Source organism: Arthrobacter sp. DMZ02-1R (genome assembly GCF_057747935.1).
On sequence record NZ_CM173230.1, the window covers coordinates 105,930 to 122,273 of the forward strand.

At 65.1% G+C, this 16,344-nt stretch carries 11 protein-coding genes; 8 read left to right on the forward strand and 3 right to left on the reverse strand.

The genetic code is table 11. The annotated features are described in order from the left end of the window. The first annotated feature begins 4 nt into the window (after positions 1-4). From AC3ANQ_RS00480 to AC3ANQ_RS00490, 3 genes are all read left to right on the forward strand, one after another. Positions 5-664 (forward strand): 3-oxoacid CoA-transferase subunit A, encoded by a 660-nt coding sequence (locus tag AC3ANQ_RS00480; protein ID WP_488303299.1) that lies wholly within the window; start codon positions 5-7, stop codon positions 662-664. Between the two features lies 1 nt (position 665). Further along, positions 666-1,337, forward strand: a complete 672-nt coding sequence (locus tag AC3ANQ_RS00485) for a 3-oxoacid CoA-transferase subunit B (RefSeq protein WP_488303300.1) — start codon at positions 666-668, stop codon at positions 1,335-1,337. 86 nt (positions 1,338-1,423) lie between these two features. Continuing rightward, the gene (locus AC3ANQ_RS00490; RefSeq protein WP_488303301.1) at positions 1,424-2,245 is read left to right on the forward strand and encodes an IclR family transcriptional regulator domain-containing protein; all 822 of its coding nucleotides are present in this window, start codon (positions 1,424-1,426) and stop codon (positions 2,243-2,245) included. 43 nt (positions 2,246-2,288) lie between these two features. Here the strand turns inward: AC3ANQ_RS00490 and AC3ANQ_RS00495 are convergent, their stop codons facing one another. The 3 genes from AC3ANQ_RS00495 to AC3ANQ_RS00505 form a co-directional block, all read right to left on the reverse strand. Further along, positions 2,289-5,912, reverse strand: coding sequence for an RCC1 domain-containing protein (locus tag AC3ANQ_RS00495; RefSeq protein WP_488303302.1), 3,624 nt, complete (start codon positions 5,910-5,912; stop codon positions 2,289-2,291). Positions 5,913-6,075: 163 nt separating this feature from the next. Continuing rightward, entirely contained in the window at positions 6,076-6,687 is a 612-nt protein-coding gene (locus AC3ANQ_RS00500; protein WP_488303303.1) for an NADPH-dependent FMN reductase, read from the reverse strand. A gap of 655 nt (positions 6,688-7,342) precedes the next feature. Then, positions 7,343-8,485 (reverse strand): YncE family protein, encoded by a 1,143-nt coding sequence (locus tag AC3ANQ_RS00505; protein WP_488303304.1) that lies wholly within the window; start codon positions 8,483-8,485, stop codon positions 7,343-7,345. Positions 8,486-9,262: 777 nt separating this feature from the next. Here AC3ANQ_RS00505 and AC3ANQ_RS00510 point away from each other — a divergent pair. The 5 genes from AC3ANQ_RS00510 to AC3ANQ_RS00530 all read left to right on the forward strand — a co-directional run bounded on the left by AC3ANQ_RS00510 (position 9,263) and on the right by AC3ANQ_RS00530 (position 16,290). Then, positions 9,263-9,466, forward strand: a complete 204-nt coding sequence (locus AC3ANQ_RS00510) for a hypothetical protein (RefSeq protein WP_488303305.1) — start codon at positions 9,263-9,265, stop codon at positions 9,464-9,466. Positions 9,467-9,713: 247 nt separating this feature from the next. Next, a complete protein-coding gene (locus AC3ANQ_RS00515) occupies positions 9,714-10,904 on the forward strand; it encodes a Re/Si-specific NAD(P)(+) transhydrogenase subunit alpha (protein ID WP_488303306.1) in 1,191 nt (396 codons plus the stop codon). Beyond that, on the forward strand, positions 10,904-11,245 hold the full coding sequence (locus AC3ANQ_RS00520) for an NAD(P) transhydrogenase subunit alpha part 2 (RefSeq protein ID WP_268019925.1): 342 nt from the start codon (positions 10,904-10,906) through the stop codon (positions 11,243-11,245). Before AC3ANQ_RS00515 ends, AC3ANQ_RS00520 begins: the two co-directional genes overlap by 1 nt. Then, positions 11,242-12,615 carry an NAD(P)(+) transhydrogenase (Re/Si-specific) subunit beta gene (locus AC3ANQ_RS00525; RefSeq protein ID WP_268019926.1) on the forward strand — a complete coding sequence of 458 codons (1,374 nt, stop codon included), beginning with the start codon at positions 11,242-11,244 and terminating at the stop codon, positions 12,613-12,615. The genes AC3ANQ_RS00520 and AC3ANQ_RS00525 overlap by 4 nt, the downstream gene beginning before the upstream one ends. A 156-nt stretch (positions 12,616-12,771) precedes the next feature. Next, a complete protein-coding gene (locus AC3ANQ_RS00530; RefSeq protein WP_488303307.1) occupies positions 12,772-16,290 on the forward strand; it encodes a fibronectin type III domain-containing protein in 3,519 nt (1,172 codons plus the stop codon). The last annotated feature ends 54 nt before the right edge of the window (positions 16,291-16,344 follow it).

Below are 16,344 nucleotides of genomic sequence, written 5' to 3' on the forward strand. Positions count from 1 at the left end.
GACCATGCTGAAATTCATTGACACCGTTGGCGAAGCAGTCGCCGGCATCAAGGACGGCTCCACCGTCATGATCGGCGGCTTCGGCAATGCGGGCCAGCCGTTCGAACTTATCGACGCACTGCTGAATTCCGGTGCCACGGACCTCACCGTGGTGAACAACAACGCCGGCCAGGGCGATCAGGGCCTGGCTCTGCTGATCAAGGAAGGGCGGGTCCGCAAGATGATCTGCTCCTTCCCGCGCCAGTCCGATTCCTGGCACTTCGACGCGAAATACAAGGCCGGGGAAATCGAGCTGGAGCTCGTGCCGCAAGGCAACCTCGCCGAGCGCATCCGGGCTGCCGGGGCCGGCATCGGCGGTTTTTTCACCCCCACCGGCTACGGCACCATGCTCGCGGAGGGCAAGGAAACCCGGCTGCTGGACGGTAAATGGCAGGTGTTCGAGACGCCCATCCAAGCCGACGTCGCGCTCATCAAGGCGCTCAAGGCCGACGGCAAGGGAAACCTCGTGTACCGCAAGACGGCCCGGAACTTCGGTCCCATCATGGCCGCCGCGGCCAAGCACACAATCGTCCAGGTGTCGGAGATCGTCCCGACCGGCGCCCTGGATCCGGAGAACGTGGTGACCCCCGGAATCTACGTCAACAGCATCGTGAAGGTGGCCTGACATGAGCACCCAAACCTCAACAACGCCCCTGGGCCGTGACGACCTCGCACGTCTCGTGGCGCGGGACATCGCGCCCGGCTCGTTCGTGAACCTCGGCATCGGGCAGCCCACGCTCGTCTCCAACTACCTTACGGAAGAGCAGAACATCACGCTCCACACCGAGAACGGGATGCTGGGCATGGGCCCGGAGGCCAAGGGCGACGAGATCGACGGCGACCTCATCAACGCCGGCAAGATCCCCGTCACCGAACTCCCCGGGGCTTCGTATTTCCACCATGCCGATTCCTTCGCGATCATGCGCGGCGGCCACCTGGACATCTGCGTGCTCGGCGCTTTCCAGGTCTCTGCGACGGGCGACCTCGCCAACTGGCACACCGGGGCACCGGACGCCATCCCGGCTGTCGGCGGCGCGATGGACCTCGCCACCGGCGCCAAGGATGTGTTCGTCATGATGACGCTCCTGACCCGCGACGGCGTGTCCAAGCTCGTCGACACCTGCAGCTATCCGCTTACCGGTGTGGGCTGCGTGACCCGCGTGTACACGGACAAAGCCGTCTTCCTGATAGGGCCCGACGGCGTGACCGTGCGTGAGACGTTCGGCTGCACCTTCGAAGAACTCCAAGCGCTGGTGCCGGTCCCGCTGAAGGCGGCTGGCGCCGTCGTCGGCGTCTAAACGGGAGCGCGAACTGGCAGCAGATTCCCTCTGGAAGCACTTTAAGGGGCATTTGGTGCCAGTTCGCGCCAATAAGATTGGTAACCATGACCGACGCAGCAGTGGCAGGAGCACCCCAGGCAGGTGCTCCCCAGGCGAGTGACCAGTACGTACAATCGTTGGCACGCGGCTTGTCCGTGATCCGTGCCTTCGACGCGGCCAACCCCGTCATGACGCTCAGCGAGGTGGCGGCGCGCACCAATCTGACGCGCGCCACGGCGCGTCGATTCCTGCACACCCTGGTAGAGCTTGGCTATGTCCGCACGGACGGCAAGACGTTCGCACTCACTGCGATGGTGCTGCAGCTCGGCTACTCCTACTTGTCGGCGTTGTCCCTGCCCCAGCTCGCGCAGCCGCACCTCGAGGACCTTTCGCTGAAACTGGGGGAATCGACGTCGGCCGCGGTACTGGATGGCGCGGACATCTTCTACGTGGCCCGCGTGACCACGCGCCGGATCATGACGGTCGGCATCTCGGTGGGCACCCGCTTCCCGGCCTACGCCACGTCCATGGGTAGGGTGCTTCTGGCCGATCTTTCGCAGCAGAAACTGGACGAATACCTGTCCTCGGTGGAGTTCAAGGCCCTGACGCCACGGACCATGACGACCCGCGAGGAACTTGTGGCCGAGCTGAACCGCGTGCGCACACAAGGATGGTGCCTGCTGGACCAGGAACTGGAACTCGGGCTCATGTCCGTTGCAGCCCCCGTGCGCAACGCCGCGGGGAAAGTTGTGGCCGCAGTCAACGTCTCGCTCCAGGCCCAAAACGTCGCCGCGCAGCCCGAGCCCGCGGCGTACATCGAGTCAGTTCGGGGCGAAATAGTGCATACCGCTGGGCTGATTTCGGCGGATATTGCCGCCAAGCACTGAGTCCCAAGCAAGTCTCGGCAGCGCTTAGCGCCGAAGGTGGCGCTTACAGCCAGAGGCGCGTCACTCTGGTGAGGCCCTGGACCTGAACGGGCGTGGTGCTGCTGCCTGTGGTGCCGTTGCCGAGTTGACCCTGCGCGTTGTAACCCCACCCGCGGACCGTTCCATCGCTGAGCAAGGCGAATGCGTCATAGATGCTGCTCGCGATTGAGTTGACTCCGGTGAGGCCTTGGACTTGGACGGGGGTGCTGCTGTTTGTGATGGTGCCGTTGCCGAGTTGACCGTACCAGTTGGCACCCCAGGCCCGGACTGTCCCATCGTTGAGCAGGGCATACCCCGTGATTTCACTGGCGGCCACGGCCGTCACTCCGGTGAGGGCCTGGACTTGGACCGGGGTGCTGCTGTTGGTGGTGGAGCCGTTGCCGATCTCGCCGTAGCCCCCGAAACCCCAAGCCCAAACGGTGCCGTTGCCCAGCACTGCGTAGGCCGTGCCACCGTTGGCCGTGAGGGACACGGTTCCGCTGAGGCCGGCGACCTGGACCGGGGTGTTGCTGTTGGCCTTGGTGCCGTTGCCCAGCTGGCCATAACCGTTGTAGCCCCAGGCTCGGAGGGTCCCGTCAGCCAGGACAGCGTAGGCCGTACCGTAACTGGCAGCGATGGAAGAGACTCCTGTGAGGCCGGCGACCTGGACCGGGGTGTTGCTGGCGGCGTTGGTGCCGTTGCCCAGCTGCCCCGACTGATTGCTGCCCCAGGCGCGAACCGACCCGTCATTGAGCACAGCGTAGGCGGTGCCTCCGTTGGCTGTGATCGAGGTGGCCGTGCTAACCCCTTGGACTTGGACCGGTGTGGTGCTGTTGCTGGTGGTGCCGTTTCCGAGCTGGCCGGACGAGTTGTCTCCCCAAGCCCACACCGTTCCGTCGCCAAGCAGGGCGTAAGCGGTGCTTCCGCTGGCGGTGATGGATAAGACCCCTGAGAGCCCAGTGACTTGGACGGGAATGCTGCTGTCAGTGGTGGTGCCGTTTCCGAGCTGTCCGAACCCGTTTCCGCCCCAGGCCCACACTGTTCCGTTGATCAGCGCGGCGTACTTGGTACTCGCGCCTTGGGCTCCGGCGAACACCCCGGTGAGGCCAGGGATGCCGACCGGTGAGCTGCTGAAGGAGGTTGTGCCAGTGACGCCGAGTTGGTGGTTGTAGTTGTCGCCCCAGGCGCGGATGGTTCCGTCCGCAAGCAAGGCGAACGCGGTCCCTCTGCCGGCCGTAACCGAGCCGACTCCGCTAAGACTGGCGACTTGGCCGGGGGCGTTGCTGGTGACAGTGGTGCCATTACCGAGTTGGCCGGATTGGTTGAGTCCCCAGCTCCGAACAGTCCCGTCGCGCAGCACGGCGTAGGCCACCGTGTTGTTGGAATCCCCTTTGTCAGCTGTGATGGAGGCGGCTCCGGCGAGGCCTTGAATCTGGACGGGAATGCTGCTGTTGGTGGCAGTGCCGTTGCCGAGCTGTCCGGACTGGTTGGAGCCCCAAGCGTGAGCGGTGCCGTCGCCCGAGACCGCGTATGCGGTGCCCGCGCTGGCCGTGATGGACGTGACGTTGCTGAGGCCCTGGACGCGGACCGGGGTGTAGCTCTCTGATGTGGTCCCGTTGCCGAGCTGGCCGCTCGCATTGGCGCCCCAAGAACGTACCGTTCTGTCGGACAGCAGGGCGTAGGCGTCGTGGTTGCTGGCGGCGATCGAAGCCACGCCGGTGAGCCCTTGGACTTGGGCAGGGGTGTTGCTGACGTTGACGGAATTTCCGGTGCCAAGCTGCCCGTTTGAATTGTCGCCCCAGGCGCGGACGGTTCCATCAGCCAACAGTGCATAGGCGCTGAAGTCGCTGGCCGTGATGGAGGTGACGCGGGTGAGGCCCGTAACTTGGACCGGGGATCCACTGCCGCTGCTGGTAGTGCCACTGCCGAGCTGACCCACAAAGTTGGCGCCCCAGGAACGGACAGTTCCGTCACTTAGCAAGGCGAAAGCTCCGTAGTAGGTGGCTGTGATGGAGGTGACTCCCGTGAGGCCGGGGACCTGAAGTGGCGTACTGCTGAAGGTGATGCCGCTGCCGAGCTGGCCGGACGCACTCTCGCCCCAGGCGCGGACGGTCCCATCGTTCAGGAGCGCGTACGCGGTGCCCCCATTGCTCGCGATGGACGTGACTCCGGTGAGGCCTGGGACCTGAGCGGGGGTGCTGCTGTCCAAAGTGGTTCCGTTGCCGAGCTGCCCGGACTGGTTGCTCCCCCATGCCTGCACCGTCCCGTCGGCCAGAAGCGCGTAACTCGTGGATCCATCCCCGGCGAAGGACTTGACTCCGGAGAGGCCAGCGATGGCCGTCGCAGTCGCGAGGTAGGGTGCGGTGCCGTTGCCGAGCTGGCTGGACTGGTTGTCGCCCCACGTGAGGGCAGAACTGGTTGACGTTCCGGCGAGGAAGTAGCCCGCGACGTCGGCGATTAGCTGGGTGGCGCCCGTGGAGCGGTTGAAGAGGGTGATTTTGCCGTCGGAACCAACCGGGACAGTGACGGAGTCCGGGATTGTCTGGCCGCCTGCGAAGTTCACGTTGGAGGCGTTCGGCCGTGTGGTTCCCGAGGCGAAAGCGGTGATGAAACCGTACGACTGCGGGCCGGTGACGGTGAGGTTGAACACGGCCGCCGCGGCATTGGCGGGAATTCCGTTCACGCCACCGACCCGGAAGGACACTGTCCCATCCGGGCCTGCAGGCGCGCTGCTTCGCGTATCCAGGAGCCGTGCAGGGGTCACCGGGACGAACACGCCGGGCGTGGTCGGGGCACCGGTCAGGTAGTAGCCCGCGACGTCGGCGATTAGCTGGGTGACGCCTGCGGAGCGGTTGAAGAGGGTGACTTTGCCGTCGACGCCGACCGGAACGGTGACGGAGTTCGCAACCGTCTGGTCTGCTGCGAAGTTGATGTTGGAGGAGTTTGGGCGTTCAGTTCCGGAAGCATAGGCCGCGATGAACCCGAACGAGGTGGGGTCCGCGACGGTGAGGTTGAAGGTGACCGCGGAGACTGTTGCCGGGATCCCACCCACCCCGCCCACCTGGAAGGACACCGTCCCGTCCGGGCCGGCAGGTGCGCTGGGCCGGGTGTCCAAGAGCCTGGCCGGGACCACCGGGACGAACGCGCCGGGTACCGTCGGGGTGCCGGGAAGGTAGTAGCCGGAGACGTCCGCGATGAGGTGGGTGTTGCCCGCGGACCGGTTGAACAGGGCGACTTTGCCGTCCGAGCCAACCGGTACGGTGACGGAGTTCGGCACGGTCTCGCCGCTCGCGAAGTTCACGTTCGAGGAGTTCGGCCGGTCGGTTCCTGAGGCGTAAGCGGTGATGAAACCAAACGACTGCGGGCCAGTGACTGTGAGGTTAAAGGTGACCGCTGAAACTGAGACGGGGATCCCGTTGACGCCGCCCACCTGAAAGGAAACGGCAGAGTCAGGGCCCGCGGGCGTGCTGCTGCGCGTGTCCAGGAGCCGGGCGGGTGAGATTGGAATGAAGGCGCCCGCCGCCGTCGGCCTCGCCGAGGTTCCGACGACGGCCACCGGCGTTATCGCGGAGCCGCCCGTAACGGCAGCCCCTGCGCCGGGCGCCGCCAGCCCTGACATCACAACCAGGACGCCCAATGCAGCAGCCACGCCAGTGGCTCCCCGCCTTAGCCGCACACGCAAAGAAAGCATGGAATCCTCGAAAGACATGGCTCCCGATGATGGGCAAGCCGCTACTGATCTTCGCGAAAATTACCACGCAGGTGGATCCGGGCTCGGCTGCGGCGCGGTGTTCTCAGTGGCAAAGCCAACATCATCGCGTCAGCTTGGCGCCGTCCGGGTGTTCGTCGCCGATGTGCCCGGGAGCGTTGGCGGCGAGGACGCGTTGGACGAACGCGCTGTACTCCTCCATATAGTGGCGCAGGAGGGACGCGGTTCCTTCGTCCCGGACGGATCCATCCTGGTTGTAGGACGCCGCATCGAACTTGATGTAGGCCTCCGGGGCGTTCAGTTGCGGTGCGTCGAGGAAGCTCAGGACGCTGCGCATGGAGGACTGCATCACGGCCGTGCCGATGCTGCCGGGAGATGTGCCGATGATGCCAGTGGGCTTGCGGGCGAAGGAGTTGGTTCCCCAGGGCCGGGATCCCCAGTCGATGGCATTCTTCAAGGCGCCGGGGATGGAACGGTTGTACTCGGGGGAGACGAACAGGATGCCGTCCGACGCGGCGATCGCGTCCTTCAACGCCCGGCCTGCACGCGGGAAATCGGCGTCGTAGTCAGAGCTGTACAGGGGCAGGTCCTTGATGGGAATCTCGGTGAATTCGAGCTCCTCCGGCGCTACGCTGATGAGCGCCTTGGACAGGACCCGGTTGATGGATCGGCTTGAGAGGCTGCCGACGAAGTATCCGATCTTGTACGTTGCCATAGCTGTGTTCCTTCCCGACGGCGCGGCCGGAACCGGCTCATCGACGGTGCGGTAACTGGAGGCTCCCAGCCCACAGCGAGCTTAGTAGAGCAGTCCGAAGATGGGAATGGAAGGGCACGATGTATGAATATGCCAACACCGCGCAGAGTCTGGATATTCATACATCGAGCCGGGGGAGTCATCCCGGTGAATCGCGCGTGCGCTTGAATCCGCCGATCCTATACCGGGCGCGCTCCAGGCGACATCCAGTGACCGTCTTGGCTGAGGTAGGCTCCTCCGCCTTGCGGCCTTATTTGAGCCTCTTGATTCGGTCCATCATTTCAAGAACAAAAACCACGGCAACAGGTGCCGTTGCGGCCGTGATCGCAGCTGGCGGCCAACCCATCGCTTTGCCAACGAACGCCTCGCCAATTGAGATAGCAACAACTCCTTGGCCCGTGGCACGTCTGGAGCGGAGGGTGGGGTACGGTACCGGGACTGATCCCGGCACCGTACCCGACCTGCCGGCCTTACATTATGGGGACGGTAAACCGGCCCGCAACCGGCATCCCTCGTTGAACGGTCCGCCCGGTGTGGGGATGGGCGGGAGGCCGTCGCGCTTGATGCGTTGCCGGGCAGCGGCCGCAAGGTTTCGAAGGATGACCGGGGCGGCGAATTACCGTGTTCCTACCACTTGGATACCTCCGTCCGGAAAGTTGGGGACGCCCGGAGCGAACGGAAGATAAACTTGCCCAGATGCGCTGTCTACAGCCACTGAATGTGCGTTGGCGCCGGCGGGCAGCGTGTAGCTGAGAGCATGGGTGGCGCCGTCCACAACTCCAAGAGAGGACACCTGCCCGGTCGTTGAGGCGATTCCGCCGGGAACCCAGTGGCGTCCTGCCAGGAAGTACTTGTTTGAAACGGGGTCGTAATCCACTTGATCCTCGCCGGCGAAGGGAACGTTGGCAATGGTTGCAAGGGAGGTCCTGTCGAGAATGAGAGATGTCAGGGCTTTCCCCGCAGGCGGGTCGCAGCCGATCAGCATTTCATTGTCCGGCCCCAGGACCATGCCGGTCGGATTGCAGTCGCCGAGTGGGGCTGACTTGCTGACGGCTGGAGCGCCGGCCGTCACCGAGCTGGCGGTAATGACGTCGATTTGACCGTGCGGGTTTGTGGGCGTGCCGTCGTTGTTGATGTTGAAAGTTTTGGCCTTGGCGTCGTATTTGCAGTCTTCAAGGCCGGTTGAATCCTTAAAGTCGAGGTGTCCGACGACGGTTTGTGTTTTCGTTGAGATGAAGGTCACAAAGGGCGGCGATTCGCCCGGGCTGGCGATCATGATGAGGTTGTCATCCGGATCGTAGCAGCCTTCATCAGCACGGAAGCCATTCGTGCTGACGGGAATGTTTTTGGTTATTTTCTGCGTGGAAGTATCAATCACCTTTATTGAATTGACGTCTCCGACATATATCGTTCCGGCGCCCGGGATTGTGACGATTCCGTCGGGGCCGGAGGTGTCAAAGGTCTTTCCGGTTCCGGCGAAGCCGCCGGTAATCTGTGCCTCCAGCTTGTTCGTCTTGATGTCGACAACATCAACGGACTTGTTGTTGCGGTCCGTAACGTAGTACTTGCCTGCTTCGACGGCGCCGATGTCGAAGCTGAAGGGCGGGGTTTTCGAATTAGGCACGGCAATGGTTGCAACAGTGCGGGGCGTCGGATTCCCTTTGTCCCCGACCGCACCGGCGGCAGTGTTTCCGCCGCCGCATCCAGTCAGTGCAATTGAGCCTGCGACGAGTAGCACGGATAGAATTCTGACCTTCAAGAGATGCTCCTTGTTCATGGATCTGCAAAACCTTTGGTTTGCCTGCGCATTTCTCGCGGAGGCTGCATGGACCTTTCTTCATGGATCACAGCAGGGTGAAGCGGTCGTCCAACCAAAATGGCAACCCGGTCGCCAACCCGGGTTGGAGCAGGGCCAGAGGGTCCGACCGCGCTGGAAGACCGGCTCTCCAAGGCCAGGACTTTCTTTTCCGGTGGTCGAAATCGCGGCGTGTCCTCAGGGCGCTTTCGTCAAGATCCGGCCTGTTCAGTGCGCAGTCCAACTGGGCCAGCCGATCACCCTGGTCTAGATGCCGACCAGTGCCGCCATTACCGCCTTACCGGTGAAGTTGGTCAACACGGGAGCTTCGCATGATGCCCGAGTTCCAGATGGGAAAGTGTGTTGGGAATCGTACCGGTTCCACCGTCGCGATTCCCGCGCAACGGCGGCGATGAGGGCCAAGTAAAGGGAGTGGGTCCCAACGGGCACACCAACTGAATTGATGGCCCGGGCAGATGGCGACAATGCCATATCAGACTCCTTTGTCATGGCTTTACCGGGAATGTAGAGGGCCGCAGCAAACCCGGTGCGGCCCTCTACATCATTGTCCAAGCGGTGATGTCGATCACGGTTTTGGTCATATTGTGCACATGCCCACTACGACGGCCGGAGTGCGGACCAACCGTAGAGGCATCTCCAGACCGGTGTCCCATGATCCGCCGTAAAGTCCGCTTTAGGCTCCGTGTTGGGCCGTGCAAACGAACACTTGGAGGCTTTCTCATGTCGCGCATCATGCGGTTCGACCACATCGGTGTCACCGTTCGGGACCTCGACCAAGTGACGGCGTTCTTCGTTGGACTCGGGCTCGAGGTCGAGGGCCGGACGTTCGTGGAGGGCGAGTTCATCGACTCGGTCATAGCGATCCCTGATCGATCGGCTGGCCGCGGAGGGATACGGGCTGGCCGGTGGCATCGGCCCGTATGAGGGCGCCTGGCGCATGGCATACGTGTGCGGTCCAGAGGGAATCATCGCGGCCTTGGCTGAGCGGATCAACTGACGCGACCACCGCGTAGCGGCATAACCCGCGTCCGCCCCGTAATTCTATGGACTAGTGGGCAATTAGAGTGGCGCGTGGCGCCGCAAAAGGAGTCCCCCTCCCGCCCGGCCCTTCCGCGTCCTAGACTCAAGCCAACAACGCTCGGGGCAATGGGGTTTCGGGAAGGGAGCGCGAGTGAAACTTGGCATAGCGCGGGAACGGCTGGATGGTGAACGGCGGGTTGCAGCGACGCCCGAAACTGTGAAGGAGTTAGCGTGCCTCGGACTGGAGGTCTTCGTCGAAGGCGGAGCCGGAACGGCCGCAGGCCACAGCGATGACGACTACCGAAAGGCTGGCGCCCTCATCGTCCCCACCTTGGATCTCGCCGGACTGGACGTTTACGCGCATGTCCGCCCTCTCGATCCCGCGACGGCGGCCGCGCTGCGCAGGGGCGCGGTCACCGTGGGCCTGGCATCGCCGTCGTCGGAACTTCCCACCGTCCGCGCGCTCGCCGAAGCGGGCGTGACGTCCTTCGCGCTTGAGCTGGTGCCCCGCATTTCCCGGGCACAATCCATGGACGCTCTCACGTCCCAGGCCCTCGTGGCCGGGTACCGCTGCGTGCTCGAGGCGGCCATGCGCCTGCCACGCTTCTTCCCTCTGTACATGACAGCCGCCGGAACCATCCCCCCGGCCCGCGTGCTCGTGTTGGGCGCCGGTGTGGCGGGTCTGCAGGCCATCGGCACCGCGAAGAGGCTGGGTGCACGCGTTTCCGCCAACGACATCCGGCCGGCGTCGGCGGACGAGGTCGCCTCCATGGGCGGCACGTTCATCAAGCTCGACGTGGAGACAGCGGAGGCGTCCGGCGGTTACGCTCGCGAGCTCAGCGCCGATCGGGGTGCCCTGCAGCGCCAACTGCTCGCACCGCACGTCGCCCAGGCAGACGTGCTCATCACGACGGCGGCCGTCCCCGGACGGCGGGCCCCGCTTCTGGTGAGCCGCGAGATGGTTCAGCACATGCGCCCAGGCTCGGTCGTCGTCGACCTCGCCGCTGAATCCGGCGGAAACGTGGAAGGCTCGGTGCCCGGCTTGGACCTCCAGATCCCGACGGCGGACGGCCAAGGAACAGTCACCCTCGTGGGGATGAAGGATGTGGCCTCCGCGATGCCCGCGGACGCCTCGCGCCTCTACGCGAAGAACGTCGCCAACCTGCTGGCCCTCATGACTTGTGATGGGGCGGTTGTTCCGGACTTCGGCGATGAGGTGGTGGCGGGTGCGTGCCTGACGCACGACGGCGAGGTGCGGCACGGTCCGACGGCCGAGGCGCTCGCGGCGCTCTCCGCCGAGACCGCAGAATCAGTGGGCTCGGCGAACGAGGGGGTTTCGTGATGGACGGCATCGCCCTGCTCACCATCACCGTGTTGGCGGTGTTCGTCGGCTTCGAGGTGGTTTCCAAGGTCTCGAGCACACTGCACACGCCCTTGATGTCCGGCGCCAACGCCATTCACGGGATCATCCTGGTGGGGGCCATCATCGTTGCCGGGCAGGCCTCAGACCCGTGGGTTCTCGCGGTGGCCTTGCTCGCCGTCGTCCTCGCCACCGCGAACCTGGTGGGAGGCTTCGTGGTGACCGACCGCATGCTCGAGATGTTCCGCGGACGCAAACGTGAAGTGACCGCCGGCAAGAACCCCGAGGCTTTAAAGCCCGGGGCGAAGGAGGGCATGCGATGACCCTCATCAATCCAGTGTGGACCTCCCTCCTCTACCTCGCGGCCGCCGTGTGCTTCATCCTCGCGCTCAAGGGACTGAATTCTCCGCGCACTGCCCGGCGCGGCAATTTGGTGGGTGCCTTCGGTGCGGCGCTCGCGGTGGCCACGGTTTTCTTCTCGGTCAAGATGGACAACGTTCCCTGGATCCTGGCCGCGATGGTGGTCGGTTCGGGAGTGGCCGCGCCTGTAGCGCGACAGGTCAAGATGACCCAGATGCCGCAACTAGTGGCGCTGTTCAACGGCGTGGGCGGTGGTGCCGCGGCACTCGTGGCGCTCCTGGAACTCGCGCCCACGGAGGATCACTGGGTTCGTGTGGCCATTGTCTTCACGCTGCTGGTGGGGGCGGTGTCGTTCGCGGGCTCCGCCATTACGTTCTCCAAACTCCAGGAGCTAATGACCACCCGCCCGGTGGTGTTTCCCGGCCTGCCGACCCTCATGGGGGCGGTGCTGATCGCGGCCGTGGGTGCCGCCGTCGCCGTCGTCTTCAGTGGTTCCCTCGCGCTCGCGCTGGTGCTCTTGCTGCTGGGACTGGCCGCCGGCCTGCTGCTTGTGTTGCCCGTAGGCGGCGCGGATGTGCCGATCGTCATCTCGCTGCTGAACGCCTTCACCGGCCTGGCCGTGGCGGCCTCAGGCCTGGTGCTTGGCAATGTGCTCTTGGTGGTGGCGGGCACGCTGGTTGGCGCCTCGGGTACCATCCTCACGAGAGCAATGGCCGCGGCCATGGGCCGCAGCGTTGCGGGAATCCTCTTCGGTGCGTTCAAAGGAGGCTCGACGGCGGGATCGACGGCCGTGAGCGATCGTCCGGTGCGCTCGTCCAGCCCGGAAGACGTCGCGGTGCTTCTTGGTTATGCGCAACGGGTCATCATTGTTCCCGGCTATGGGCTCGCGGTGGCCCAAGGGCAGCACACGGCGGCGGAGCTGGCGCTTGCACTTGAGGCGCGGGGCATCGATGTGGATTTCGCGATCCACCCGGTGGCTGGGCGCATGCCCGGGCACATGAACGTCCTACTTGCCGAAGCGAACGTGCCCTATGAGTCCCTCAAGGAAATGGGCGAGATCAACTCGGAATTCCGCACGGCCGACGTCGCACTGGTGGTCGGCGCGAACGACGTCGTCAATCCGGCCGCGAAAACCACTGCGGGTTCACCGATCTACGGCATGCCCATCCTTGAAGTGGCCGACGCCCGCCAAGTGGTGTTTCTGAAGCGGTCCATGCGTCCGGGATTCGCGGGGATCGAGAACGAACTCATGTACGAGCCGCAGACCACGCTGCTGTTTGGCGATGCCAAGGAATCCCTGGCCAAGGTGTTGAGCGCTGTTAAGGCGCTGTAGCTCGTTAACCAACCCTAGAGTGCTCGCCTGTCAAGGGCGGCGCCCAACGGGTGAAGCACACTCGCGACTCGGCCGTATGTGGGGCCGTAAGGTCAGCGCAGGTCTTGTGGGGGAGCACTCCCATCCTTGACCGGTTGACCCGGCTTTGATTGGACGGTGAGTGTTGTGGGCAAATTCCCGACGCGAAAGAGGGCAACGACGCGAAGGCTCAGGACCCTTTGGGGTGCCCTCGGCGCGTGTGCGGCAATGGTCCTGGCACTACTCAGCGGTTTCGCTTTGCCGGCCCATGCCGCCGCAAGCACCGTCATCACGCTCACTTTCGATGACGGCAATGCCGACCAGATGACTGCCGCAGCCACCATGAAGAACCTCGGATTGCACGGTACCTTCTTCGTGCCGTCCGGGTGGGTCGATCAGCCGAGCTATTTCACGTCGGCGAACTTGCAGCAACTCTTTGCCGACGGCAACGAGATTGCCGGCCACACCGTCACCCACCCCGACCTGGTCACATTGACCTCGGATGAAGTGACGCGCCAAGTATGCAACGGCAGGGTTGCCCTGGCCAACATGGGTTTCAAGGTCACCAGTTTTGCTTACCCCTTTGCTTCCTTGGACCCCGCAGTGCAGACCATTGTGAAGAATTGCGGGTTCAACAGTGCGCGCGGGCTCGGAGACCTCTACAGCAAAGACGACACTGGGCTCCCGGCCGCGGAATCCATCCCGCCCGCCAATCCGTATGACACTAAGGCGCCGGAAGAGGTGGACAGCACGTGGACGCTGGCCAACCTCGAAGATTCCGTGACCAAAGCCCAGGCAGCTGGCGGTGGCTGGGTTCAGCTGACGTTCCACCACATCGCTGTCGGGACCGATCCGACCCTTACCATCAGCCCCGATTTGTTCAGCCAATTCACCTCCTGGCTCGCGCAGCAACAGGCGGCAGGCAGCGTTGCTGTGAAGACTGTCGACCAGGTAATCGGGGGCGCCGTCCAGCCGCTTGTCTCAGGCCCGGCCGTGCCCCCGCCGCCTCCCCCGGGGACCAACATGATCCAAAACCCGAGCTTGGAGACGCTTACCAGCGGGATTCCGCTGTGCTGGGCTGCGGGTGGGTTCGGCACGAACACGCCCAGCTACTCGGTGGTCTCGCCTGGCCACACGGGCAACAACGCAGAACAGCTGACAATGAGCGGTTATGTCAGCGGTGACGCGAAGCTCCTGCCTGCCCTGGACCTTGGCGGCTGCTCGCCTACGGGCACTCCAGGCCATGTCTATCAGCTCAGCGCCTGGTACAAATCCAACGTGATCACCCAATTCGAGGTCTACTACCGGACAGGAACGGGATACTGGACCTACTGGACGGCGAGCCCGTTGTTCAACGCAAGCAGCAACTGGACCCAAATAACCTGGACCACGCCGGCTCTTCCGGCCGGCGCCTCGGGTATCAGCTACGGACTGAACATCCAATCCAACGGTTCGATCACCACGGACGACTACTCGATGATCGATGTGACCCCCGGGGCGACGGCGCCTGCGGCTCCTTCGGGGGTGAGCGCGACGGCGGGGAACGCGTCCGCGGTGGTGTCGTGGACGGCGCCGGCTAACGGCGGTTCTCCGATCACCTCGTACGCCGTGACTCCGCATGCGGGCACCACTACCCTGGCCACGGTCACCGTGTCCGGGAATCCGCCGGCGACGACGGCGACCGTCACTGGCCTGACGAACGGCACGGCGTACACGTTCACGGTGACGGCCACGAACGCTGTCGGCACGTCGCCGGCGTCGGCCGCGTCGGCAGCGGTGACTCCGACAGGAACGACTGCGTCGACCATCGCGAACGGCGGCTTCGAATCCGGACTCACGTCCTGGTCCACCGGCGGAGTCAAAGCACCCGTGGCCTCCACCGTCGCCCACACCGGCACCGGCTCGGCGCTTCTGGGCCTGGCGTCCGGGGCGGAGCCGCTGGGCGACAGCTCTTTGTCCCAGACCATCACCGTGCCTGCCGCGGGGACGTCCACGCTGTCCTTCTGGTACCAGCCCCACACGAACGATGACACCTGCAGCGGCACCACGTGCCGGTACGACTGGATGGAAGCCCAGGTCCGGAACACCAGCGGCGCCACCCTGGCCAGCCTCTTCAAACTCAGCAGCAACTCCGGTGCCTGGACCCAGCTCAGCGCCGACCTCTCCGCCTACAACGGGCAGACCATCGTGCTCTGGTTCAACGTCCACCTGGACGGGTCCAGCCCGGCGGACGACACCTGGATGTACCTCGACGACGTCAACCTCAGCAACAGCCAGACGACCGCGACGGCGCCTGCCGCACCCGCCGGGGTGAGCGCGACGGCGGGCAACGCCTCGGCCACGGTGTCCTGGACCGCGCCGGCCAACGGCGGCTCTCCGATCACCTCCTACGCGGTCACCCCGCATGCCGGTGCCACGACCCTTGCGCCGGTGACGGTGTCCGGGAATCCGCCCGCGGCGACGGCGACTGTCACGGGTCTGACGAACGGCACCGCCTACACGTTCACGGTCACGGCCACCAACGCGATCGGCACCTCACCGGCGTCGGCGGCGTCGGCACCGGTCACCCCGACAGCGGCGGCGACGGCGCCTGCCGCACCCGCCGGGGTGAGCGCGACGGCGGGCAACGCCTCCGCCACGGTGTCCTGGACCGCCCCGGCCAACGGCGGCTCTCCGATCACCTCCTACGCGGTCACCCCGCACGCCGGTGCCACCACCCTGGCGCCGGTGACGGTGTCCGGTAACCCGCCGGCGACGACCGCGAGCATCACGGGCCTGAGCAACGGCACCGCCTACGCGTTCACGGTCACGGCCGCCAACGCGATCGGCACCTCCCCGGCGTCGGCGGCTTCGGCCCCGGTCACCCCGACAGCGGCGGCGACGGCGCCTGCCGCACCCGCCGGGGTGAGCGCGACGGCGGGGAACGCCTCGGCCACCGTGTCCTGGACCGCCCCGGCCAACGGCGGTTCTCCGATCACCTCCTACGCGGTCACCCCGCACGCCGGTGCCACGACCCTGGCGCCCGTGACGGTCACCGGAGCCCCGCCCGCGACGACCGCGAACATCACCGGCCTGAGCAACGGCACCGCCTACACCTTCACCGTCACCGCCACCAACGCAATCGGCACCTCACCGGCGTCGGCGGCGTCGGCCCCGGTCACCCCGACGGCAACAACCACGTCAGGCATCGCCAACGGCGGCTTCGAATCCGGGCTGACCTCCTGGACCACCGGCGGCGTCAGGGCACCCGTGGCCTCCACCACCGCCCACACCGGCACCGGCTCGGCGCTCCTGGGCGCGGCTTCGGGGGCCGAGCCTCTGGGTGACAGCAGCCTGTCCCAGACCATCACCGTCCCCGCCACCGGAACCACCACGCTGTCCTTCTGGTACCAGCCCCACAGCGCGGAAGACCCCTGCACCGGCAATGCCTGTCCGTACGACTGGATGGAAGCCCAAGTCCGCTCCACCAGCGGCACGGTCCTGGCCAGCCTGCTCAAGCTCTGCAACGACAACGGCACCTGGACCCAGTTCACCGCCGACCTGTCCGCGTACAAAGGGCAGACCATCACCCTCTGGTTCAACGTCCACCTCGACGGCTCCACCCCGGCGGACGACACCTGGATGTACCTCGACGACGTCACCCTCACCAACGGGTGAACGTCCCCCTAATCATGAGCTGGCCGCCGGCTTCGGTGATCTTCGCTGCGGTGG

Bases quoted from the DNA above. Each gene is read 5' to 3' on its own strand.
- AC3ANQ_RS00480 (WP_488303299.1), top strand. From the start codon at position 5: ATGCTGAAATTCATTGACACCGTTGGCGAAGCAGTCGCCGGCATCAAG.
- AC3ANQ_RS00485 (WP_488303300.1), top strand. From the start codon at position 666: ATGAGCACCCAAACCTCAACAACGCCCCTGGGCCGTGACGACCTCGCA.
- AC3ANQ_RS00490 (WP_488303301.1), top strand. From the start codon at position 1,424: ATGACCGACGCAGCAGTGGCAGGAGCACCCCAGGCAGGTGCTCCCCAG.
- AC3ANQ_RS00500 (WP_488303303.1), bottom strand. From the start codon at position 6,687: ATGGCAACGTACAAGATCGGATACTTCGTCGGCAGCCTCTCAAGCCGA.
- AC3ANQ_RS00510 (WP_488303305.1), top strand. From the start codon at position 9,263: ATGTCGCGCATCATGCGGTTCGACCACATCGGTGTCACCGTTCGGGAC.
- AC3ANQ_RS00520 (WP_268019925.1), top strand. From the start codon at position 10,904: ATGGACGGCATCGCCCTGCTCACCATCACCGTGTTGGCGGTGTTCGTC.
- AC3ANQ_RS00525 (WP_268019926.1), top strand. From the start codon at position 11,242: ATGACCCTCATCAATCCAGTGTGGACCTCCCTCCTCTACCTCGCGGCC.